Annotated in this window: 28 protein-coding genes and 1 tRNA gene; 15 read left to right on the top strand and 14 right to left on the bottom strand. The window is 66.0% G+C overall.

All coding sequences use genetic code 11. The features are described from left to right. Positions 1-6 precede the first annotated feature (6 nt). The 4 genes from FHS96_RS01970 to FHS96_RS01955 all read right to left on the bottom strand — a co-directional run bounded on the left by FHS96_RS01970 (position 7) and on the right by FHS96_RS01955 (position 2,750). Positions 7-885, bottom strand: a complete 879-nt coding sequence (locus FHS96_RS01970) for a hypothetical protein (protein WP_429587611.1) — start codon at positions 883-885, stop codon at positions 7-9. Positions 886-1,387: 502 nt separating this feature from the next. Next, the gene (locus tag FHS96_RS01965) at positions 1,388-1,645 is read right to left on the bottom strand and encodes a hypothetical protein (protein ID WP_429587610.1); all 258 of its coding nucleotides are present in this window, start codon (positions 1,643-1,645) and stop codon (positions 1,388-1,390) included. Between the two features lie 135 nt (positions 1,646-1,780). After that, positions 1,781-1,856 (bottom strand) — tRNA-Thr (locus FHS96_RS01960). An 18-nt stretch (positions 1,857-1,874) separates the two neighbouring features. Then, positions 1,875-2,750, bottom strand: coding sequence for a hypothetical protein (locus tag FHS96_RS01955; RefSeq protein ID WP_429587608.1), 876 nt, complete (start codon positions 2,748-2,750; stop codon positions 1,875-1,877). 438 nt (positions 2,751-3,188) lie between these two features. Here FHS96_RS01955 and FHS96_RS01950 point away from each other — a divergent pair, with 438 nt between their 5' ends. From FHS96_RS01950 to FHS96_RS01925, 6 genes are all read left to right on the top strand, one after another. Next, positions 3,189-3,518 (top strand): methyltransferase regulatory domain-containing protein, encoded by a 330-nt coding sequence (locus FHS96_RS01950; RefSeq protein ID WP_429587607.1) that lies wholly within the window; start codon positions 3,189-3,191, stop codon positions 3,516-3,518. A gap of 297 nt (positions 3,519-3,815) precedes the next feature. Beyond that, positions 3,816-3,962 (top strand): hypothetical protein, encoded by a 147-nt coding sequence (locus FHS96_RS01945; protein ID WP_429587606.1) that lies wholly within the window; start codon positions 3,816-3,818, stop codon positions 3,960-3,962. Positions 3,963-4,052: 90 nt separating this feature from the next. Further along, on the top strand, positions 4,053-5,333 hold the full coding sequence (locus FHS96_RS01940) for an NAD(P)/FAD-dependent oxidoreductase (RefSeq protein ID WP_429587605.1): 1,281 nt from the start codon (positions 4,053-4,055) through the stop codon (positions 5,331-5,333). 69 nt (positions 5,334-5,402) lie between these two features. Then, entirely contained in the window at positions 5,403-6,092 is a 690-nt protein-coding gene (locus FHS96_RS01935; protein ID WP_429587603.1) for a glutathione binding-like protein, read from the top strand. Positions 6,093-6,203: 111 nt separating this feature from the next. Beyond that, positions 6,204-6,440: a hypothetical protein gene (locus FHS96_RS01930; protein ID WP_429587602.1), complete on the top strand. Its 237-nt coding sequence runs from the start codon at positions 6,204-6,206 to the stop codon at positions 6,438-6,440. Between the two features lie 171 nt (positions 6,441-6,611). Further along, positions 6,612-7,094 (top strand): GNAT family N-acetyltransferase, encoded by a 483-nt coding sequence (locus tag FHS96_RS01925; RefSeq protein ID WP_429587600.1) that lies wholly within the window; start codon positions 6,612-6,614, stop codon positions 7,092-7,094. A gap of 235 nt (positions 7,095-7,329) precedes the next feature. On the opposite strand, the gene FHS96_RS01920 is transcribed toward FHS96_RS01925, so the two are convergent. Next, on the bottom strand, positions 7,330-7,974 hold the full coding sequence (locus tag FHS96_RS01920; protein WP_429587599.1) for a DUF2490 domain-containing protein: 645 nt from the start codon (positions 7,972-7,974) through the stop codon (positions 7,330-7,332). Positions 7,975-8,477: 503 nt separating this feature from the next. Further along, positions 8,478-8,975, bottom strand: a complete 498-nt coding sequence (locus FHS96_RS01915; RefSeq protein ID WP_429587598.1) for a DUF6841 family protein — start codon at positions 8,973-8,975, stop codon at positions 8,478-8,480. A 159-nt stretch (positions 8,976-9,134) separates the two neighbouring features. Here FHS96_RS01915 and FHS96_RS01910 point away from each other — a divergent pair, with 159 nt between their 5' ends. After that, positions 9,135-9,482: a GFA family protein gene (locus FHS96_RS01910; RefSeq protein ID WP_429587596.1), complete on the top strand. Its 348-nt coding sequence runs from the start codon at positions 9,135-9,137 to the stop codon at positions 9,480-9,482. Positions 9,483-9,488: 6 nt separating this feature from the next. Here the strand turns inward: FHS96_RS01910 and FHS96_RS01905 are convergent, their stop codons facing one another. Together FHS96_RS01905 and FHS96_RS01900 are read right to left on the bottom strand one after the other, a co-directional pair. Further along, a complete protein-coding gene (locus FHS96_RS01905) occupies positions 9,489-9,884 on the bottom strand; it encodes a DUF1801 domain-containing protein (protein WP_429587595.1) in 396 nt (131 codons plus the stop codon). Between the two features lie 10 nt (positions 9,885-9,894). Next, positions 9,895-10,302, bottom strand: coding sequence for a DUF1801 domain-containing protein (locus tag FHS96_RS01900; RefSeq protein WP_429587594.1), 408 nt, complete (start codon positions 10,300-10,302; stop codon positions 9,895-9,897). Between the two features lie 175 nt (positions 10,303-10,477). Here FHS96_RS01900 and FHS96_RS01895 point away from each other — a divergent pair, with 175 nt between their 5' ends. From FHS96_RS01895 to FHS96_RS01885, 3 genes are all read left to right on the top strand, one after another. Next, positions 10,478-11,029, top strand: coding sequence for a hypothetical protein (locus tag FHS96_RS01895; protein ID WP_429587593.1), 552 nt, complete (start codon positions 10,478-10,480; stop codon positions 11,027-11,029). Between the two features lie 159 nt (positions 11,030-11,188). After that, complete coding sequence (locus FHS96_RS01890; RefSeq protein WP_429587592.1) at positions 11,189-11,662, top strand: NUDIX domain-containing protein; 474 nt, start codon at positions 11,189-11,191, stop codon at positions 11,660-11,662. A gap of 112 nt (positions 11,663-11,774) precedes the next feature. Continuing rightward, complete coding sequence (locus tag FHS96_RS01885; protein ID WP_429587591.1) at positions 11,775-12,350, top strand: hypothetical protein; 576 nt, start codon at positions 11,775-11,777, stop codon at positions 12,348-12,350. Positions 12,351-12,409: 59 nt separating this feature from the next. On the opposite strand, the gene FHS96_RS01880 is transcribed toward FHS96_RS01885, so the two are convergent. Together FHS96_RS01880 and FHS96_RS01875 are read right to left on the bottom strand one after the other, a co-directional pair. Continuing rightward, positions 12,410-12,781: a hypothetical protein gene (locus FHS96_RS01880; RefSeq protein ID WP_429587590.1), complete on the bottom strand. Its 372-nt coding sequence runs from the start codon at positions 12,779-12,781 to the stop codon at positions 12,410-12,412. Between the two features lie 210 nt (positions 12,782-12,991). After that, positions 12,992-13,534: a DUF6438 domain-containing protein gene (locus FHS96_RS01875; RefSeq protein ID WP_429587589.1), complete on the bottom strand. Its 543-nt coding sequence runs from the start codon at positions 13,532-13,534 to the stop codon at positions 12,992-12,994. A gap of 434 nt (positions 13,535-13,968) precedes the next feature. On the opposite strand from FHS96_RS01875, the gene FHS96_RS01870 reads away from it, so the two are divergent. The 3 genes from FHS96_RS01870 to FHS96_RS01860 all read left to right on the top strand — a co-directional run bounded on the left by FHS96_RS01870 (position 13,969) and on the right by FHS96_RS01860 (position 14,862). After that, complete coding sequence (locus tag FHS96_RS01870; RefSeq protein ID WP_429587588.1) at positions 13,969-14,136, top strand: hypothetical protein; 168 nt, start codon at positions 13,969-13,971, stop codon at positions 14,134-14,136. 83 nt (positions 14,137-14,219) lie between these two features. Continuing rightward, positions 14,220-14,432, top strand: a complete 213-nt coding sequence (locus FHS96_RS01865; RefSeq protein WP_429587587.1) for a hypothetical protein — start codon at positions 14,220-14,222, stop codon at positions 14,430-14,432. Between the two features lie 7 nt (positions 14,433-14,439). Beyond that, entirely contained in the window at positions 14,440-14,862 is a 423-nt protein-coding gene (locus FHS96_RS01860) for a DUF5990 family protein (protein WP_429587586.1), read from the top strand. A gap of 411 nt (positions 14,863-15,273) precedes the next feature. On the opposite strand, the gene FHS96_RS01855 is transcribed toward FHS96_RS01860, so the two are convergent. Continuing rightward, on the bottom strand, positions 15,274-15,558 hold the full coding sequence (locus FHS96_RS01855; RefSeq protein ID WP_429587585.1) for a nuclear transport factor 2 family protein: 285 nt from the start codon (positions 15,556-15,558) through the stop codon (positions 15,274-15,276). Positions 15,559-15,932: 374 nt separating this feature from the next. Next, the gene (locus FHS96_RS01850; RefSeq protein WP_429587584.1) at positions 15,933-16,628 is read right to left on the bottom strand and encodes an HAD-IA family hydrolase; all 696 of its coding nucleotides are present in this window, start codon (positions 16,626-16,628) and stop codon (positions 15,933-15,935) included. 143 nt (positions 16,629-16,771) lie between these two features. On the opposite strand from FHS96_RS01850, the gene FHS96_RS01845 reads away from it, so the two are divergent. Continuing rightward, entirely contained in the window at positions 16,772-17,860 is a 1,089-nt protein-coding gene (locus FHS96_RS01845; RefSeq protein WP_429587582.1) for an acyltransferase family protein, read from the top strand. A gap of 259 nt (positions 17,861-18,119) precedes the next feature. After that, entirely contained in the window at positions 18,120-20,993 is a 2,874-nt protein-coding gene (locus FHS96_RS01840; RefSeq protein ID WP_429587581.1) for a TonB-dependent receptor domain-containing protein, read from the top strand. 49 nt (positions 20,994-21,042) lie between these two features. Here the strand turns inward: FHS96_RS01840 and FHS96_RS01835 are convergent, their stop codons facing one another. Together FHS96_RS01835 and FHS96_RS01830 are read right to left on the bottom strand one after the other, a co-directional pair. Then, complete coding sequence (locus FHS96_RS01835) at positions 21,043-21,471, bottom strand: VOC family protein (protein WP_429587579.1); 429 nt, start codon at positions 21,469-21,471, stop codon at positions 21,043-21,045. Between the two features lie 104 nt (positions 21,472-21,575). Beyond that, the gene (locus tag FHS96_RS01830) at positions 21,576-21,974 is read right to left on the bottom strand and encodes a hypothetical protein (protein WP_429587578.1); all 399 of its coding nucleotides are present in this window, start codon (positions 21,972-21,974) and stop codon (positions 21,576-21,578) included. Positions 21,975-22,003: the final 29 nt, after the last annotated feature.

The following is a 22,003-nucleotide window of genomic DNA, read 5'->3' as shown; positions in this document are numbered from 1 at the left end:
CGCTGGTCAGGGCCGCGAGGGCAGCTGTCGCGCGGCCAGCCTGCCTGTCGAGCGCGTACAATCGCCGCAACTGATCGCCTCGCTGCCTTCGAACTGGTCGAGCACCGCAAGGCTTTCATAGCTGATGCGGGGGCTGGCAGCGCGCGCCGGGATCGCAGGCGGCAGATCGACCTCGACCACGGAGGCTGCGCGCGGCGAGGGCGGTGGGAAAGCCGCGACACGGGTCGGCGCCCCTGCGCCATAGCGCGCCTCCCACGTCGCCAGCGCAACGCGATACTCGTCATAGGCAGCATAGAAGCTGTCGAAGGGCGCTGAGAGCTCGGCCAGCGCCTGCACGGCGAAGGCCGGAAAACCGGCCGCGTCGACCGCGGGCTCGCGCGCGGCGATCGCGGCGGCGGTGGCGCAGAAGCGGGGCTGCACCGGCGGCAGCGCGTAGAAATTGTAGAGCTGGGTCATGCGATCGTCATGCGCATCCTGCCAGTCCGATCCGCGCTCCTTCCGTAGCCGCGCCTTGATCGCAGCGTCGGCTGCGGTCAGCGGCTTGGCGCGGGCGCGCAGCATCGCATTATAGGCAGCGGTGATCGTCGCGCCCTGCGCACCGGTGCAGCCCAGCGCCGCGACGTTCAGCCCCGCGCGCAAATGCCAGGGCGCCTCCTCCGGCGCGACGCCATGATTGACCGTCATGAACCCACCATCCGCGGCGCGCGCCGGCACCCGCGTGGTCGCGGACGCACCCATCGGCGGGGTCGGCCGTGGCGGCACCGCTTCGGGCGCAGGTGGCGGTGGCGGCGGCGCCTCGACATGCCGAACCGGTTTCGCGCATGAGGCCAGCGCAAACATGACCGCCCAGCCCGCCGCACGGCGGAAGGTTCGAACGTCCCTCATCATTCCTCCCATGCCCCGCCGCTTATGATGGCGCGCATTGGTTAATGAGTAGCTAAGTATGAAGTGCCGCGCAAATCCGCGAGTCGTGCGAATTGGGGGACGAGCGGTGGAACCCTGCTAAAGCAATCGCATATGACGTCAGCGCATTGGGGGGCGGTAGGATGCACACCGCTCGAGCAAAGCCATCTCATGGCCGAGAGCGCGGAGGGACCGACAACGAGGCTCGGTACCGCGAGCATGAAAAGGAGATGCAAGGTTGTGGCGGAAGCGGCGCATGGCCGCCACGCAAGGCGATCGCCCGGAATAGTGCGAGATCGGCCCCGGCCCGACACAGGAAAGCCCTGGAAAGCAACCAGACCGCGGATCGGCGCCAAGAAGAACGATGCCATCACGGCACAACCGCTTGCACGCGCATCGCGAATTTCGCCTCACACCCGGTCCGACATGCGTCCGCAACGGATGGTGAGGTTCACCCTGCCGCGCAACCTGCGCGGCGGGAAGATCAATGCATCGCTACGGCTTCGCTGCCGTCCGGCTCATAACCCGGCGCACCGTGACCGAAGATGCGCATTGCATAGCCATAGCCATGTGCGGACTGCAGCGGCAGCGCGGTTTCGCAATAGGCGCATTCGGCCATCAGCCGGCCGATCGTCCAATGCTTTCCGCCGCAACCGGGGCAGCGATTTTCTTCGCCATCATAATATAGGAACCGAAAGGATCCACCCAATCGCTTGCCCGCTTCCGCGTCCATGTCTCTCATGCCACGCTCCCTGACCGTGTTCAGGAATAAACGCGCGAGCGCCGGAATGTTTCACCCGAGCGACGATCTGCCGCGTGCGAAATTAACATGGATGTCAGCGCACGAAGCACGAAGCCGATCAGGCACGGTTCGGAATGGTGCCGCCTATCCGACTCGAACGGATGACCTACCGCTTACAAGGCGGTTGCTCTACCAACTGAGCTAAGGCGGCACATGTTTCCCCAATGCGTCAGACGACGCCGAAGGTCCAGCCCTCGGTTGCGGCAATATGCGTCGAGAGTGCGGGTGGGTGCCAGAGTTCGGCGCAGGCGGCATGCGCGCGCAGCCAGGCAGCGGTGAGGATCGCGTCGGTGGCGTGATCGTCATAGCGGGCGAGCGGGGCATGGGGCTCAGAACCGAGTGCTGCGAGGCCGGCATCGAGCGCCTCGGCGGTGCGCAATTTGCTCAGCCCCTTGCGCAGCCCTGCCGCGCGGGCGGCGATCGCGGTGTAGATCTCGACAACCAGCGCGCCCTCTGTCGGCACCGGATCGAACGGCCAAATCGCCACACGCCGTGACAGCCGGTCGAGCAGACGCATCCCCGCGAAGCTCGCCTTGGCGACCTGCGCCGCGCCGATCGCGTCATAGACGGTCGAGGGCTTGCCGCCGCCACCCGCATTATAATGCGCCTCACAGCGGCGCAGATGCATATAATCCGCCTTCCGGCCATCGGCGGCGCCGAAATAGAAATGGCGGCGGTGGGTGCGTTCGAGGAAGCTGGCGGCGCCGAGATCGGGATCGCTCTCCGCACAGCAGGCGGCGACATAGGCCCAGAAGCTTTTTGCCTCCGCGGGCACCGCCGCCCCCTCCCCCGGCAGATAGGCGCCGCGTTCGATCAGTGGCGGCGCGAAGCTGAAGTCGAAGCCGGTCAGCAGCGGCGTATGCGCCTCGGCTTCCACCCAGGCGGCGATGCCCTCGCGCGACCAGGCCCGCCCCGGCGGCGCCACCAGCACCGGCGCCGCCCGCCCCGCCTCGCATAGCGCCAATGCGATGCCCTTGTGGCTGCTGCCCTTGGCCCCCGACCAGTCGGCAACGGCGAAGCGGGTGAAGCGGCCGGCTTTCGGCACAGGGAGCGAGGAGCCCTGCCGTTCGGGATTGCCTTTCATCGGTCAAGAACAGAAGAGGCGGGGCGCTGGGTCAACCCCGGAGGCGGAAAAGCGCCCTCTTCCGCCACCGTTCGCCAATCGCTGGCACCCGCACGCTCCCGATGGGCACCGGCCGACATGACCTGCACTGACGGCCATATCTGCGATGTCGGCTACCCGGCCTTCTTCTACAAGGAAATGCAGCAGGTCTGGCTCGCCGCGGTCGCGGGGTTCAGGGGGTCACCGTGCCGGACGTGGCGGCGTGTGGTCATGGATCGCGCCGCAGCACCGGGCCGCGCTGCTCGACGGTGCGGCACGCGCGCTGAAGCCCGGCGGCCTCTTACATCTCCCTTATATGTGCCACCCTGGCTCGACCGACCTGCTGCCGCTGCAGCATCTGATGAACCTGTGCGCGCGCCGATGCCCGGCGCCTCGCCGCGCAAGGCGCAGACCGGGCTGAAGCTGCTCCAGCAACTCGCCGACGGCGGGCTGTTCGAGGACGAGCCGGCGATGCGCCGTCACCTCGCCAACATGGCGAAGCGCGCGCTCGCCGATCTCGCGCATGAATTCCTGACCGACCATTGGCAGCCGCAGCATTCGGTGGACGTCCACCAGCAGGCGAACCAGGCCGGGCTGGCGCTGATCGGTAGCGCCGACATCTTCGACAATCTCGATGAATCGCTGTCGATCCCCGGCAAGCTGGAGGACCGATCAAGCAGACCCGCGTGCCCGCGCTGGCCGAAACGCTGAAGGACATGGCGCGCAACGCGCATCATCGCATGGATCTGTTCCAGAAGGATCCGCAGGGTATCGACCAGCGCGCTTTCCGCGCCCGCTTCGGCGAGACCCGCTTCCATGCGCTGCCGGATGCGCCGGCCGCCGGGCCGATCGACTTCGCGACCCGATCGCCCCCGATCACCGGCCCCGCTTCGCTCTACACCCCGCTGCTTGCGCGGCCGGCGGCCGGGCCAGCGACCGGCGCCGAACTGGCGCTAATGCCGGCGTTCGGGCGACATCGGCGGGCTGCTGCAATCGCTGCACTTGCTGATGATGCAGGGCATTACGCACCCGGCCAATCCCGGCGCGGCGGGCGGAAAGGCCGAAGCGCTCTCGCACTGGTCTGCGCCGAACGATGTCGCGCTGCGCGTGGTGCGGGATTGCGGCACGGCGGTGCAGGTAACGCCGGACGCTTAGGGGCCAGCCGCCGTTGTGATCCTCCCTCCCCTTGCAACCGCCCGCCAAAGCTGCATGACCGCTGCGAGTTCACCCGGCGAGGGAGGCGACATGGCGGACGCAACGGATATCGTGATCGTGGGCGGCGGCGCTGGAGGGCTGGAACTGGCATCCCGCCTCGGGCGACGCTTCGGCCGGCAAGAGGGCCGGCGGCGCGTGCTGCTGATCGATCGCTCGATCTTCCACCTGTGGAAACCCAGTCTGCACGAAGTCGCCGCCGGATCGCTGGATTCGCACCAGGAAGGCCTTTCCTACCCCGTGCTCGCGCGGCGCAACCATTTCAGCTTCGCCTTCGGCGACCTGATCGGGATCGACCCGGAGGCGCGGACGATCGCGCTGGGCGAGATCCGCGACGATGACGGCGCGGTGCTGGTGCCGCCGCGCAAGGTGCGCTTCAACACGCTGGTGCTGGCGATCGGCAGCGGATCCAATCTGTTCGGCACGCCCGGTGCCGCCCAACATGCGCATCTGCTCGAAAATGTCGCCGATGCCGAGGCGTTCAACCGCCGACTGACTTCCGCCTTCCTGGCCGCCGCCTATTCCGGTGAACGGGTGCTGCGCATCGCCATCGTCGGCGCGGGCGCCACCGGTGTCGAGCTTTCGACGGAATTGATCGAAGGGCATGACGAACTCTCTGCAGGGCTGACCGAGGAACAGCGTTTCGCGCTGGAGGTGACGATCGTCGAGGCGGCGCCGCGCATCCTGGGCGGGCTGCCCGAGCGCGTTTCCGACAAGGCGGCGCGCGCGCTGACCACCAAGGGCGTGCGCCTGCTGACCGACGCCAAGGTCGCGGCCGTCCATACCGACCGGCTGGAAACCAGCCAGGGCCCGGTGGCCGCCGACCTGATCGTGTGGGCTGCAGGGGTAAAGGCACCCGACAGCAATCACGATTATGGGCTGGAGACCGGCCGGCTCAACCAGTTCGTGGTCGACGATCATCTGCGCACGTCCGTATCGGGCATCTATGCCATGGGCGATTGCGCCGAAGCGCCGGGTGCGGACGGGCGGCCGGTGCCGGCGCGCGCCCAGGCGGCGGCGCAGCAGGCCCAATATCTCGCCCGCGCGCTCGGCCGGCCGGGGCGCGATCCGGGCGCCTATGTCTATCGCGACCGCGGCTCGCTGGTGTCGCTGGGCGGTGATCGCGGCGTCGGGTCGCTGATGGGCGGGCTCGCCGGCTCCAACTTCCTGATCGAGGGGCTGGTCGCCAAATGGGCCTATATGGCGCTGCACCTCGATCATCACCGCGCGATCATCGGCACGCGGCGCACGATCCTGCTCGCGCTTTCCCGCCTGCTCCACCGCCGCGTCTCGGGCCGGCTCAAGCTGCATTGAGCGGCGGAGTGCTTGGCAGACGGCTTCGGCGACCTACATCGCGGCAGCCATATCCATCCGGAGCATGCCATGATCGAACTGCACAGCTGGCCCACCCCCAACGGGCTCAAGATCTCGATCTTCCTCGAAGAGGCCGAACTTGAGCATCGGATCGTTCCGGTCGATATCGGCAAGGGCGCGCAGTTCGATCCGCACTTCCTCTCCTTCTCGCCCAACAACCGCATCCCCGCGATCCTCGACACCGCGCCGGCGGATGGCGGCGAGCCGATCGGGGTGTTCGAATCCGGCGCAATCCTCGTCTATCTGGCGGAGAAGACAGGCCGCTTCCTGCCCGCCGAACCGCGCGCCCGCGCGCAAGTGCTGCAGTGGCTGTTCTGGCAGATGGGTGGGCTGGGGCCGATGGCCGGGCAGAACGGCCATTTCAACATCTACGCGCCCGAAAAAGTGCCCTACGCGATCAATCGGTACACCAACGAGACGGCGCGCCTCTATGGCGTGCTCGACCGCCGGCTAGCGGGGCGCGACTATCTGGCGGGCGACTATTCGATCGCCGACATGGCCTGTTATCCGTGGATCGTGCCGCACGAGACCCACAAGATGGTGCTGGCGGACTATCCCAATCTGCAGGCCTGGTTCAATCGCATCGCCGCGCGCCCGGCGGTGGAGCGCGCCTATCATGACAAGGATGCCCGCTACGGCCGGCGCGATGCGCCGCTGACGCCCGAGGAACATGCGATGCTGTTCGGCAAGCAGCCCTGAACGACCGATTGTTTGGGATCGTTTCGGAACCACCGGCCGTGCCGCGCATTGATGCCCTCGGCCAGCGAAGCCCCGGGGATTGCCCGGCCTCGCGCAACAGAGGGAGTGAATATGCGTAAGTCGATGATGGTCACCGCGATGGCTGTGATGACCCTGGGCCTTGCAGCCTGCCAGAGCGAGCAGGCGGACAATGTTCAGGACAATGCCGAAGCGGTTGCCGACAATATCGAGGAAGCGGCCGATAACGCCGGCACCGAAGCGCAGGAAGATGCGCTGGAGAACCAGGCCGACGCGGTCCGCAACGAGGGCGAAGCCGCTGCCGACGCCATCGACGCGAACAAGATGTAAGGGCAAGGGCGGAACCCGAGCGGTGCCGCCCAGCCTAGTGATCACGATTGCGGAACTCAGCCCGCGGTCGTGTTGCCTCCCATGGCAGGGAACGGCGTCGCTCCCCCCGCGGCGCCGTTTTCCCGTGCTGGAAGACTTCCTTCCGTCGGAGGAGCGGGGTAGCGGCGGCGGATGCAGATCCGCCCCGCCCTCCCCGACGATGCCGACGCCATCTGGGCGGTCATCGAACCCCATATCCGCGCCGGTGAGACCTACGCGCTCGACCGCGCAATGAGCCGGGCGGATGCGCTCGCCTATTGGCTGGGCGTGGACCGAGAGACCTTCGTCGCCGAAGCGGACGATGAGGTGCTGGGGACATATTATCTGCGCGCCAACCAGCAGGGCGGCGGCCGCCACGTCGCTAATGCCGGCTATGCCACCGCCGCCGATGCCGCGGGCCGCGGCGTCGCTCGCGCTATGTGCGCGCACTCGCTGGATCATGCCCGCAACCGGGGCTTCCGCGCGATGCAGTTCAATTTCGTGATCAGCACCAACACCCGCGCGGTGGGGCTGTGGGCGAGCTTCGGCTTCGAGACGCTGTGCCGGCTACCGGAGGCTTTCGATCATCCGGCGCTGGGGATGGTGGATGCGCTGGTGATGTTCCGGGGGCTGTGATCCTTCTCCCTCCCGCTTAGCGGGAGGGGGCTGTGCTACTCCGTTCGCGGCGCCCGCGCCGCCTCGAAGTCCGCAAGCATCGCCCAGATCCGGCGCTCCAGCGCCTGCCCCTCTACTTCGGCGTGCAGCGGCCGAGCAAAGCGCGCAGGCGGCCATGTGGAGCTGAATGAACGGGAAGCCTCGCTGCGCTCAGCCCCTCACCCCGGCCGCTCTCCCCAAGGGGAGAGGGAGATATTCAGGGCCGCACGAAGATGCTCAGCGAGAGCACATGGTTCATCCGGCTGCGGCCGCCCGCCTGATCGATATATTGGTTGAGATAGCCGAGCTCCATAGTCGACTTACCCCCCATGCCGATCTCGGCGCCCACGAAGCTGCGGAGCTGGTCGAAGCCCTTGCGTGCGCCCCAGTCGGTGTCGTCGAGCGCGATGAACGCCTCGGCATAGCCCAGCGCCGCGATCTTGCCGGGCTCGCTCACGGGCACTTCCAGCCGCACCATCTCGCGCAGGCGCCAGCCCATGTCGTCGCCATCGCTGCGCCAGCGTTGCTCGAGCCGCGTGCGTGATGAGAGTTCACCCTTCCAGGGTTTGCCGGCGATCCAGCTCACCTGCTGGAAGCTGCGATGCTCGCGCAGATCCCGTCCATGGCCAGCGGGGGACAGGACATAGCCATAGCCCTGATAGACGGTGAGCCGCGGCGAGAGCTGCCAGCCGATCGCCGGCCGCAGCAGCAATTGCTCCAGACCGTCCGCGCGATCGCCGATGCGCGGCTGCACCTCCGCAAAGAACACCAGCGGGCCCGAAAGCGGCGCCTGGACCGTCAGGTTGGTCCACATCTGCTCGTCATGAGTCGTCTGCGCAGCGGCTGGGCTTACGGCCAGCATCAACAGCGCAAGGCCGGACGCGCAGGCATGATGAAGGGATCGGCGAAGAGATCGGGCGACGGTCATCCACGGCGACTAACCAACGGCGCTGTCGCGTATTTTGCCGCATTCTAACGAAACATTGCTAAATCGGCGGCGCGACGAAGCGGGCGGAAAACCGGAATATGGCCCATAAAAAAGGAGCCCGGCCACAAGGGCCGGGCCGAGTGGAGAGGTCCCCACTCGGGTGCCTCTCGGGTCGCAACTCGACTTTCACCCGTCGGAGGATAAAGTCAATTCGTCTCGTGCGCTATTTGCATGCCGGACCATGCATTGCCTGCAATTCGGGTATGTCTGCGACTTTGCAGTCACACCATCGCGGCTGCGATCGGGCAAATTCTCGGCACATGTGACAAATCCGTGTCGAAACACGATCAAACCTTGCTGATCGACGCCTTGCAACCGTGGGAGCGATTCCTATCTAGCCGTCGACCCGGGCCGCCCCCGCCCCCCCCGAACGCGGCTCAGGTCAGGCCTGGCGAGCGCTGACGTCCGTCGACGGCGCGCTTGCCGGGCCGCAGGGTTACATTGCGGACGCGACGATCGCGGCCGCCCGGGGTCATCGCCAGCGCATCCCAGGCTCGCATCTCCTCATCGGGCAATGCCGCCGCGATCTTCAGCCCCTCGTCTGTATCGCTCAGCAAATGGACGTGCGCCCATTGGGTGACGATGCGATCCTCCCCATCGTAAAGCCGCACGATCGTGCGCACACTTGCCGTCGTCGGCGTCAGGCACAGCAGTTCGATGACGTCATACTCGATCCGCACCATGCCGTGACCGCGATAGAAGGCGTCGAGCCGTTCGCTGTTCTTGCGGAACGCGTCGGTATCGAGCACGACCTGGCGGCCATCGAACATCATGAATGCCGGGAACGACCACATCTGCTGGACGCGCTCGATCGCGCCGCTCGACACAGCTTCACCATAATCCCGAAACAGCGCATCGACGAGCGCCGCAACCATTGCGCTTCCCCCACATGAAGCATCTCAACCACCGCCCGGGCATGAACCGTTTGAACCTGGTCCGGTCGCCACGCCCGTTGCGGAGAGGATGCTTTTCGCGCCAAATCCTTACCGATCGCTTATAGTTTGCGGGAATTTGGCGGAAAAAGGAGGGAAAGCATGGCTTATCGGGGCAGTTGCCACTGCGGCGCGGTGACATTCACGGTGGAGGGAGAACCGCCGGCCAAGGCTATGTCCTGCAATTGCTCGCATTGCCGGCGCAAGGGCTTCCTCCTCACCTTCGTGCCCGAGGCGCAGTTCACGCTCGATCAGGGGGCGGAGCGACTCGGCAGTTACGAATTCAATCGCCACGCCATCCACCACAAGTTCTGCACCCGTTGCGGCACCCAGCCCTTCGCACAAGGCGAGATGGGCGGCGCCGCGATACGCGCGATCAATTTGCGCTGCGTGCCTGACGTCGATCTAGAATCGCTGGAGATCGAGAAGGTGGACGGCGCCAGCTTCTGAGGCCGGTCAGCGCTTGCGGCGTGCACCGGACGCCTGGTTCAGCGCCACCGCGGCGCGCACCAGCGCGGCCAACGCCGCCTCGTCGATCGCCTCGCCCTCGCGGATGTCGATCGCGCGGCGGACATTGCCGTCGAGGCTGGCGTTGAACAGCCCGGCGGGATCCGCCAGCGCCGCTCCCTTGGCGAAGGTGAGCTTGACCACCGCCTTGTAGCTCTCACCGGTGCAGATGATCCCGTCATGCGACCAGACGGGCACGCCGCGCCACTTCCATTCCTCCACCACGTCCGGATCGGCCGCACGGATCTGCGCGCGCACCCAGGCGAGTGTTTCGCCGCGCCAATCGCCCAGCGCGGCGATCCGCTCATCGATCAGTCGGGATGGTGTCTTCACATCCTCGTCCATGCGCCTCTCCTCATGGCACCCAGCCGGGTATCGCCGCCGCCTGCTTCACCCAGGCGGTGAACTGCGCCTCGTCCCACGCTTCATCCTCATGGATGTGGAAGTAGCGCGCGTCGGGCGTCTTCGATCCGACCGGCGGCAACGGATCGAGCGCGGCGCCGTAAAAGAAGCTGATCTTCACATAGCGGGCGAAACAATGGATCCCCAGGAACCAGCCTTGCCCCGCCACGCCGTAAAGCGGCGAATTCCACTTCACCGCCTTCCGGACATCGGGCACCGCGGCCCCGATCAGCGCATCGATGCGTTCGCCCACCGCTCGCTTCCACCCCGGCATCGCCGCGATATAGGCCGCCACCGGCGCCTCGCCATCGCCCTTCGGGATCTGCGGATTGCCGCCGGAAAGCAGCTTGGCTTCGGGCATCGTGGGGGGCTCCCTGATCGTTTCCGCCGCAGTTCATAGCCCGCTCCCGCTCATCGCGGGAGAGCGTTCCTCGGCGGCGCACCTGTGATCCACCGCATTGCCGCGATTCCCCGAATCGCTCACCACGCCCGCGCCCCGGGGGGCATCCCGCCCCCGGCGCGCAGAAAGGCAGTCCATGAAATCGACGCTCATCCTCTTGTCCGCGCTGGCGACGAACGCCGCCGCGGTTGCCGCACCGCCGCCCGCCATTGCCGGCCGCTGGACGCAATCGAGCAACGGCAGCGAACTGGTGATCGTACCGCGCGTCAAGCTGCAGCCCAGCGGCGGCATGATCACCGGCACCGATCTCGGCGGTTCCACCGGCTATGGATCGCCGACGCGCACGACGATCGTCACCGAACCGGTGCCGCTGCAGGTACAGCGCACATCGACGCTCAGCATCGATGGCGGCGGCGGCTTCGTGTGGGCGACGTCGAAAAGGCATGTCGAGACGCCCGGCGGCAAATGCATCAAGACCACGCACACCGAGAAGCGCGGCCAGGTGACGCGCACCGGCAACCAGATGCGCTTCCGCGTCGATGGCGGCAACGAACGCTGGGAAAAGAGCTGCGGCGGATCCGGGCAAGCCGCGGTGAAGCCTGGGAGCGAGAGCTACACGGTCACGTTCGAGGGCAATCGCATGAAGCTCGCCGGCGGCCCGGCGACATTGGTGTTCGTGCGCGGCTGAACCGATGCCCGGATGGCGCGCGGGACTCGGGACCCCGCGTGCCATCCTGAAAATCGGGAACGGGTTTCAGGCCGGCGCGCCCTGCCGGCGCGGAATCGCTGGACAAGGCACGTGATTCCTCATCGCGCGACGGCCGCCGTCGCGGTATCGGAGGCGCGCATGGCTCTCTATCACCGGCTGATCATCAAGGCGGCGCGCCTGTGGTTGCGCATCCGCCGCCCGCGCACATTGGGCGTGCGGGCGCTGCTGCATGATGCGGACGGCCGCATCGCGCTGGTCCGCCACACCTATATGCACCAATGGTATCTACCCGGCGGCGGCGTCGACAAGGGTGAGAGCATCGCAACCGCGCTCCACCGCGAGGTCGCCGAGGAAGTGGGCCTCACCGACATCCACGTCGAGCGGATCGTGGGCGTCTATCACAATGTCCGCGAAGGCAAGGACGACCATGTCGTGCTGTTCGCCGCCAGCGTGACCGCCGAGCAGGCGCCGCACCTCCACCCCGCCGACCCGCGCGAGATCGCGGAAGCGCGCTGGTTCGCCACGAACGCGCTGCCCTCCGACCTCTCCCCGGCGACGCGCCGGCGCATTGCCGAATATCGCAGCGGCGCGGTGGGCATGCGCGACTGGTAGGCAGGGCGATTGCAACCGTAGCGAACGGGCGGCGCGATGGGCGCGCTTCGGTAGCGCGGCACCGCCTAGGCAAGGCATTGCCCGATCCATTCGCCTGTTACGGAACCGATCCATGCCAGACACTTACCGGCTATTCCTGCGCGCCGACTTTGACCCTATCGTCAAAGGCACCCTGCCGAACGTCAATCGAACCCACACCTCGCCGGCACAGCATATGAGCTATGATGGTGTGCCTCACTATTTCGAATCGGGTTATCTTTCGCTTTTCGAATATATTCCCGCGCAGGCACAAAGATCGGATTGCACCATCGTTCGGGCGATGGGAACGGTACGCGCGCCCTATATCCACGCGATGTTCATTCCCGCGACTGTCAGGCAGATCGCCATCGACGAAACCACTGTCAGGCTCATCCCCAATATCGGCGGTCAGCCAGCGCTCTTGAACACAGACCTGTGCACGCCGCCCGCGAGGATCGACGAGATGGGCAATGTCCTCGCCTACGCCAGCCGGTTCATCAACGAGTATCTCTATTGCGGTCCCTGGGCACAGGGCACGCAGACCCATTCCTTCATGTGGGACCGCTTCGGCAATGTTGCCAGGATGATGAACGAGGGCAAATCTCCCGACGAGATCCTAGCATATTGCGATGCCCAGAACCCGTTGGGCGACATGTCCGCCTATGGCTGATGGGCGCCCGCCTTATCGACCGGACGGAATGATGGGCGGCCGCGCCGCCGCCCCCGCGCCTATGGGCCACAGCTTTTGCCCACGAACAGCCCCTTCGCCATGCCGGCGATGTCGTTGAGCGGGTTGCCATCGCCATCCCTGTCGAGCATGCTGAGGATGCCGGCCGCCTGCGGGTGTTCGTTGAGCAGGCTCGCGAAGCGCGAGAGCGATCCTTCGCCACCAATATGATGCACGATCTGGCGGAGTATGTCCGTGCCGAGCCCGGTCTTGGCGGCGGCGCCTGCCAGCGTATCGCCGGGCTGCTGATGCGCCTGCCTCAGCGCGGCGATCGCCTTTTCCGCCATCGCCGGGCTGATCCCCAGCTTGGCCGCCATATTGGCGACGTCGATATTGCCGCCCAGTTGGCCCAGGATTCCATCAAGCACGCTCATCGCGATCTCCTTGTCGAGAGAGGCGCATTATGGGGTCGTGCGAACGCCCTGGACGGGGCAGATGGTCCTGCCGCCGCCTTTTCGGATCATGAAACGGATGCATCGGGGGCCGGTAGGATCGCACGGCCCAGCCACGCTCCTCCCCGGCGCGCAACGTCGGGGAGGAGCGTCTGATCGCGCGTGCACGCCCGAGAAAGCCGACCCGTCGGATCAGCCGCGCGAGACGCCCGGCCGCGTGACCTGCTTCGCCCAGCCGGCGATGCCGAGTTGCTCCGGCAGCCTGCCCAATACCGCGTCCAGCGCCTTGCCGGGGCCGCCCGAGCAACGGCTCTGGTGCGTCGCCACTGTCTGACGGCCGGAAGCGTCGGTCCAGGTGATGGTGTAGGTCGAGGTGTCGGTGATCGCCGCCTCGCAATCCACGCGCGCGGTGGTGCCGTCGGCCGGGCGGAACGGCGCCAGATCGTGCGCCACCGCCTCGTAGGTCGCGGCACCCGCCGTCGCCTTGCGCTCGCCGATCACCTCGGTGTGGCGCTCGCCCGTGAAGGTCACCGCCCCATCCGGGGCGATACTGACCTGATAGACCGGGCAGAAACCGAAGCAGGGCCCAACCGAAACCGCGATCGTCTCACCGGCGGCGGGCGCAGGCGTGGGGCCGACGCCGGAGGACTCGGCCGCACAGCCGCCGAGCGCAAGCGCGCCGACCAGTGCGACAGCTGGCGCCAGCGCGCGGGAACGAAATGAAGTATGGATCACGACGTCGAAATCTCCCTTGTCCGGTTCGCCCTGCTAACAGCGCGAAGCTGAACCTAAGACGGAGACGGCGGCACGGTTCCCGACCGGAGCGGGGAAATTTCCTCGCCGGCTTGCAGCGTCGGGGCATGGAGTCCTGCGTCCCCTCGCCGGCCACCCATGTCGTTCGTCGCAGCGCATCGATGCAATCAGTCATTTGTCGTGTTTTTTCTATCGTTTGCCGGCGCGATGCTTGCCCGGATCGCGCCGCTCCACCATGGGGCGCTCGCGACCCGGATCGGTTTCTAAGGGATCGATCTTACTTCCGGCCCGGCGGTCTCCGCCGGGCCGTTTTTTCTTCGGTCAGCGCCGGTTCACAAAATGTCATGCCGCGCGCCGCGAACGCGTTTATAATCCGCCGCGACTCATGAATCTTGGAGAGGATCATGGCGCACAGCATGGCGAACATGACGACCGCTGAGCTGGTCGCGGTACGGCGCTGGGTCGGGGCTTATCGGGGCGATCAACTCGATCGCCGCGAGCTGACCCAGCGCCTCGTTGTCACCGGCCTGCGCGAAGCTGAGGCACGGCGCTTCGCCGACCTCGTGGTCTCCACGCGATCCTGAACCAGCCAGCATCCGCCGCCAGCGCGGCATATGCACTGGTTCCTGGGGCGGGAGGTGCGGCGATCGGGCGGACACCCTGGTATTTGTCGATCGTCGGCGGCGCGGCGCTGATCTGGTATGCGCTCGGCGCGCTGACCATGCAGTTGGCACAACTGGGCATGCTACCCCACCTTTCCCCCGATGAGATCGCCTATCACATCACCAAGTCGGCTTGGATCGTCGCAATGACCGTGCTGATCGCCCTGGTCATGCTGCCCGATGTCCGCGCGATGCAGCGGCGCGGCATGCTGCGGTAAGGGCGCGATGACGGAGCAGACCCCGATCCGGTTGCGGATCATCATCGAGCAGCCAGTGATCGGCGTGCTTCACAGCCTGCAGGCGCGGGACGGCCGACCGCTCGATCCCAAGGCATCGCGCGATGGCGAGCCCCTGTCTTTCGAGCTGCCGATCCGCGTCGGCCCCGGACCCAAATTCTTCGGCGATCAGGTGCGCCGCGAAGGGCCGCTGCGGCGCTTCGTCTATATCCGCATCGGCGACCTCGCGGGCGATCCGGCCTCCCCCTGGTCACGCCGGATGAAGATCGACATCCACGATATCGATCCCGCGCTGCTGGCGCGCGCGACGGGCGGCGGCGTGATCGAAACGACGGTCAACGGCACGGGCAAGGATGGCACGCCTGCCTGTGCGACGGTACGACCGATGGCGCGGCGGTTCGTGGAGAACTGAAGCTGGGATCGCGATTGCCGGCAAGGGCAAGGTGCGCATAACATCGATCGTCAGGCCAGCGATCCGGGAGGCGACCTATCTACAATTTCATTCGCCTGATTGCCGCGGCGGTCATCATCACCCTGCCCGCCTATGTCATGGTGGAAAATGAGCTCGGCCGCGAAAGGTGCGTTGCGGCGGGAAGGCTTGTCTGCTTTTCAACGATCGACCTGCTCACGGCGCCCGTCTGGGGACTATTCAAACTCGGCGCCGACAGCAGATTGTCGCAGATGATTATCCTGTTCGCCTGCAACATCGTCATACTGGCTCTGATCAACAAATATCTTTACGCGCGAAAATCCGTTCGGCGCGGATGATGCCCGATCGACGATGCGGCATTCCGTCGAACATTGAGGATCATGCTCTGGGCCTTCACCCGGCAGGCGCGATCTCGATCCGGGTGATCCGGCCATGGACGATACGGCAGCGGCCGACAAGATCGAGGGTGAACGTCTGCCCCTTGCCCACCGGCTGCCCCATGAAATCGACGATATTCGCGCGCGCGGTCAGCCGATCAATGATGCTGACCGTCGCGACATCGCCTTCGACCGCGATCGATACCGGCTCCATATGATCGACGAAGAGGCCGATCATGAAACGACAGGTGGCGAGATAGGCCTCGACGCCCGTCTGCGTGCCGGTGGCAGAACTGAGCAAGACAGCAGGATCGAGAAGCGCAGAGAGGCGCAGCGCGCTATCGTGTCAAGCGGTGCCAGTGATTGCCGGACGTCCTGCGCCGCCGGCAAGGATACCCCCTGCCTGCGCCACGGTGCGGCCGGTGGCGCGGCGGTTCGTGGAGGATTGAGGCGTGAGGGCGGGCACGTGCGTGCCCTCACCCTTCGTCATCCCGGCCTTGAGCCGGGATCCCGCTTCTTTTCGACATCCTGGATCAAATCGATGTGCGTCGGCGCAGTCATTTCGGGTGTCTTCTCGCTGGTTCAGAAGTCGAGCAAGAAGAAGGAGAAGAAGAAGCGGGATCCCCGCTCAAGGCCGGGATGACGGATATTATAGTGGCCGTGCTGTTGAGGTCTTCATCCCGCGTGCACGACCATGAGCCCATCCCCATCGGCCGCCACCGCCAGCCCGCGATAGTCGCGGATCGACGGGTGGGCGGTGGCGATCGGGTGGCTGTGAGTGACGGTGATGGCGAGGCCGGCCGCCCCCGCACCGTCGGCGGCGGTCAGCCCGGCGACCGTGTCCTCCAGCACCAGACATTGCCGCGGATCGACGCCCAGCCGCGCGGCGCCGAGCAGGAAGCAGGCGGGATCGGGCTTGCCATGCGCGACATCCTCCGCGGTGACCATCACCGGCGGGATCGCGATGCCGGCGCGGGCCAGCCGCGCTGTGGCCAGCGGGCGCGAGGCGGAGGTGACAATCGCCCAGCGCTCCGCCGGGATGGTGGCGAGGAAATCTGTCGCCCCCGCGACCGGCGCGACACCTTCGGTGTCCTCGACCTCCGTGCGGGTGATCCACGCCGCCTCCGCCACGGGATCGTCCACGCCCAGCCGCTGCATCGTTTCCACCGTGCGCACGCCATGCATGATCGAGATGACATGAGCGGGATCGAAGCCGCGCATCTCCGACCAGCGCGTCCACGCCCGGTTGGCGGATTCGATGCTGGTGATCAGCGTGCCATCCATGTCGAACAGGAAGGCGGCGAAGCGGCGCCCGGCATGGGGCAGCGCGGCGGAGGCGGTGGTCGGCATGTCCATGAAAGCGATCGTCATAGGCCGGCCATCCAGCGGCGCAACCTCTCAACGACGGCAACGGCCATTCTTGAAACCTGCTGCCACCTGTGAAACACAGGCCGATGCACGTACGGCGGGAACGGGAAACGGCGCGACGCATCGGAGCATCAGGGGGAGGAAGCATGGCGACGACGACGCCTCATTACGCGGTGCTCGATGGCTTGCGCGGCACCGCCGCGATCGCGATCGTGATGTTCCACTTCTCCGAATTCGCCTATCCCGACTATGCCGCCAACCCGATCGGGCATGGCTTCCTGGCGGTCGACTTCTTCTTCTGCCTTTCCGGCTTCGTGATCGGCCATGCCTATGACCGTCGGCTGTCGACGATGACCGTGCGGCAGTTCCTGAAGGCACGGCTGATCCGGCTGCATCCACTGGTGCTGCTCGGCGCACTGTTGGGGCTGGCCGCCTTCCTGCTCGATCCCTGGTCGACCAGCGTGGCGAAGGCGGGCGCGGCGAACATCGCGCTCGCCTGCTTGGCCGCGGTGCTGATGGTGCCCGCGCCGATCCTGCCCGATCGCGGCGGCGGGCTGTTCCCACTCAACCCGCCCACCTGGTCGCTGTTCTGGGAATATGCGATCAACCTTGCCTATATCCTTGGCCTCGGCCGGCTGCGCACCGGCGGGCTGGCGCTGGTCGCGCTTGCAGGGGCGGCTGGATTGCTGCTGGTCGCGGCGCAATCGGGATCGCTGATCGGCGGCTGGGGCATTTCGAACATCTGGGATGGGCTGCCGCGGGTGATCTATTCCTTCAATGCCGGGCTGATCGTCCATCGGCTGGGCTGGCGCTGGCGCGGCGCCGGCTTCGTGCCGCTGTCGCTGGTGCTGATCGCGGTGTTCGCGATGCCCTATCGGCCCGGCAACGGCTTTATCGAGGCGGCGCTGATCATCCTCGGCTTCCCCCTGATCGTGGCGTTCGGCGCAGGCGCCGCGGAGGGCGGCGGGCAGCGGCGGCTGTGCCTGTGGCTCGGCCGTCTCTCATACCCGCTCTACATGACGCACAACGCGGTGATGTTTCCGTTCGGCAACTGGCTGGCGAAACACCCGCTGTCACCCATGGCGCTGTGGAGCATGATCGCGATCGGCACCGCCGCGCTGTGCGCCGCCGCGGCGCTGGCGATGCGGCTGTACGACGAGCCAGTGCGGGCGTGGCTGGCGGGCCGGCGGCGCGCGCGCGGCGCGGGCGCAGAGCCTGCGAAGGCCGCAGGCTAGGCGACCAGCGTCTCCCCTGTGGCACCGCCTTGATCGGGGAAATTATATGGCCGCTCAGGCGGTTCGGGGAGATAGCGATTCCGCTCCTGCCCAATCATAACCAAATTCACCCGATTAATCCTCCGTCGTGGCAGAAGCGCCACAGTTGTGACAAACTATTGCACGCCCGTCATGAAGCCGCTTGCGTAATGAATGCCCCGCTGTTCTCCTGAACGTCTGATAAATCGACATCAGACATAGCTAAAAAGGGAGCGCAACGATGAAAGCGAGTTTGGCGTGTAGCGTAGCAGCCACTGCACTTGCGATCACGATAGGGATCAGCCCGGCCGCAGCACAGACGGTCGGCACCAGTGCTGAGGCGGGCGAAGCAGCCGCGGCGGACGCCGGCGTGAGCGACGCCGACGACATCATCGTCACCGGATCGCGCATTCGCCGCAGCCCGCTCGACCAGCCCTCCCCCGTTGTGAGCGTCGACAGCGAGAGCATCGCGCGCACCGGCCTCGCCTCAATCGCGGACGTGCTGCAGCGCCTGCCGGCTAGTTCCGGCGGTCTCAATTCCAAGTTCAACAATTCGGGCAATTTCGGCAACCCGCCCGATGGCGGCGGCGTCGGCGCGGGTTCCGCGGTGCTCGACCTGCGCTATCTCGGCCCCAAGCGCACCCTCGTGCTGGTCGATGGCCTGCGCTGGGTGAACGGCGCCTCGGCGAGCGGCATTCCCGCCAGCGTCGACCTCAATTCGATCCCGACCAACATGATCGAGCGCATCGAAGTGCTCCAGTCCGGCGCATCGCCGCAATATGGTACGGATGCGATCGCGGGCGTCGTCAACATCATCACCAAATCCAACCAGGATGGGCTGAAGGCCAGCGCGCAATATGGCCAGTATCTGGGCGATGGTGACGGCGAGACGCAGGATTATCAGCTGAGCTACGGCGTGCGCGGCGAAGCGGTGCGGATGGTCGCCGGCGCCTATTACACCAAGCAGCAGGCGGTGCGCGCATCCGACCGCAGCATTTCTCAATTTCCCAATCCCGGCCAGACGAGCTGCACCGATCCGGTCGGCGGCTGTTCCAGCTTCACGCCGCTTGGCCGGTTCGACGTGCTGGGCCGCAGCCTGACGTTGAAGGCGCCGGTCGCTGGCAGGCCCACTTACGATCCGACACTGGTCGGCGGCAATTTCAAGCCGTTCACCGCGGCGGACCGCTTCAACTTCGCGCCGTTCAACTATTTCCTCACCCCCGTCGAGCGCTACGGCGGCTTCATCAACAGTCGCGCCGAATTCTCGGACGCGTTCAACCTCAGCGTGAAGGCGGTCTACAACCGCCGCAATTCGCAGAACCAGGCGGCTTTCCTGCCACTGGGCGTCGGGCCTGATGTCGGCAACGGCAACCTGCTCGACTTCATCTCGATCGACGCGACCAACCCGTTCAATCCGTTCGGCGTCACCTTGTCCCGCGAGAACGGCAATCTCTCGGGCATCTATCGCCGGCTGGTCGAGGCGGGGCAGCGCACCTACAGCCAGAAGGTCGACACCGTATCGCTCACTGGCACGCTCGACGGCAAGTTCGAGATGCTGGGCCGCACCTGGTATTGGGATGCGAGCGCGGTGTTCGGCTTCAACGATGCCAAGCAGGTGTTCACCGGCAACGTCAACTCGCAGCGGCTGCAGCAGGCGCTGGGCCCGATCGCCGACTGCACCGGCGCGTGCGTGCCGTTCAACATCTTCGGCGGCCTCGGCTCGGTGACGCCGGAAATGCTGGCCTTTGTCGGTTTCGACGAGAAGAACAGCAGCCGCCAGGAACTGCATGACTATACCGCCAACCTGTCGGGCGAATTGTTCGATCTGCCGGGCGGCCCCGTGGGCATCGCGCTGGGTTATGAGCATCGCTATCAGTTCGGCAGCTTCACCCCCGACCCGATCACCCAGGCCGGCTTCAGCTCCGACATCCCGGCGCAGGCCGCGGCGGGCAAGTTCAACGTGGACGAGGTCTATGGCGAAGTCCGCCTGCCGTTGCTCCGGGATATTCCGGCGATCTACTCATTCGAATTGAACGGTGCGGCGCGCCACTCGAACTATTCCACCTTCGGCAGCAACACCACCTTCAGCGGCGGCGCGTTGTGGAAGCCGGTGAGCGACCTGCTGCTGCGCGGCCAATATGCGGAAAGCCTCCGCGCGCCTTCGATCGGCGAATTGTTCGGCGCGCGCTCGCGCTTCGACGCCTCGATCGACGATCCCTGCACCAGTGCCGCGGGCGGCCTGTTCCAGAGCAATGCGACGGTGCGGCAGAACTGCATCGCCAATGGCGTTCCGTCGAACGGCAGCTATGTCGAGCCGCAGGGCGGGCAGTTGCCGGTGTTCACCGGCGGCAATACCGAGCTTGAGCCGGAAACCGCGCGAACCCTGCTGTTCGGCGGTGTCTACAGCCCACGCTGGGTGCAGGGTGGCATTTTCAGCGCGCTCAGCCTCGAGGTCAATTATTTCGACGTGAAGGTGAAGGATGCGATCAGCTCGATCCCTGCGCAGGTGCTGCTGAGCCGCTGCGCGACGACAGGGGACGCGCTGAGCTGCGCTGCGGTCACCCGCACCCCCGCCGGCTTCATCTCGGGCATCAACGGCCAGTTGCTCAACACCGGCGGCATCCGCACCAAGGGCATCGACTTCACCTTGACGATGCGCACGACAGACACCGGTGCCGGCCAGTTCGGCCTCTATGTATCGGGCAATTATCTGCTCAACTATCGCGAGACGGTGCCGGCGACGGACGGTACGACGGTGACCGAATATCGCGGCACCGAACGCGGCTCACCCGACCAGGCCTATCCGCGCTTCAAGGGCCTCGCCACCATCGACTGGACCGTCGGGCCGGTCACGGCTGCCTTCACCGGCCGCTATATCGACGATGTCGAGGAAATCTCGGCCGACAACAAGCTGAACAGCCGCTTCTACGGCGATGTCCAGCTCCAGTTCCGCCCGAGCTGGCTCGACTCTAAGATGGCGCTGACCGCCGGCATCAACAATGTGTTCGACAAGGATCCGCCGGCCTGCTTCTCGTGCAGCCTGAACAATTATGATCCGACGACCTACGATATTCCGGGTCGCTTCGGATATATCCGGCTGTCCTACGGGTTGTAAGGCGACGGCAATTGTTCTCCCCGGCGCGCAGCGTCGGGGAGGACATGCTTCAGCGCGATTTCAGCGCATCGTTGATCTCGATCCAGTAGCCATCGGGATCGCGCACGAAGATCTGCTGCACGCCATCGCCGCGCGTCTGCGGCGCGGGCTGTCCCTGGATATCGCTCCACGCGATATTCATCGCATCGAGCCGCGCGATCATGGCCGCCATGTCAGCGCAGGACACCGCGAAATGATCCCATTTGCTGGTGTTCAGCGGCGCGGTACGGCCTGCGACGATGTGCAATGTAAGCCCATCGCCCATGGTGAGCCAGCGCGCCCGCGGTACTGGCGCCTTTATCTCGCCGAAGCCGAACAATTGTTGATAGAAGCCCGCGCTGGCATCCAGATCTCGGACATGGATGGCGACATGATCCAGCACCACCACTGCGGCCGGCGGCGGTTCGGCGAAGGCTGGACAGAACGGAACCGCAAGCACCGCGAATGCCGTGACGAAGCGCAGAGCTATGGCCGACCTCCGTTGATCGATGTGCAAGCGTCGCGCGGCGGGGGTGCGGGGTCAAGCGGCGTTGGCGGCGGCGATTACATCAACCGTCGCACATTTTTTTGCCCACTTTTCCGCGAGAAAGGTCGCCGGCTGCGCTTTTCCGCGACTACGGCGGACAAGGTCGCAAAGAATTGATCGGCGCCCTGCGCGCTCGCGGGCAATCGTAGCGAGCGTCCTTCGGAGAAGCTGACCTCGATGTCGATCGACCGGCGTACGGAAACGGTGCCCGCCATAGGCTGCACTTGCTTTGCCCCACCGCGCCGACCAAATTCGATCAGGTCTCCCTGCCAGCGGATCATGCGGAAAAATCCATAGCGGATGATGAACCATCCCTCCGCGTCGCGCTTTGCCGGGCGCGCCGCGCGCCTGCGATCGAAAACGGCGCTGACCAAGTCCGAGGCCAGCATCTGGAGAAGCACATCGATCAGGAACATGCCGCATCCCTACCCCCGTCGACCATGCG

This window comes from Sphingomonas zeicaulis, from assembly GCF_050433225.1.
In the GTDB taxonomy this organism is placed as follows: domain Bacteria; phylum Pseudomonadota; class Alphaproteobacteria; order Sphingomonadales; family Sphingomonadaceae; genus Sphingomonas_D; species Sphingomonas_D zeicaulis.
The sequence above is the reverse complement of the archived record's forward strand: the minus strand, read 5'-3'. Positions and strand labels throughout refer to the sequence as shown.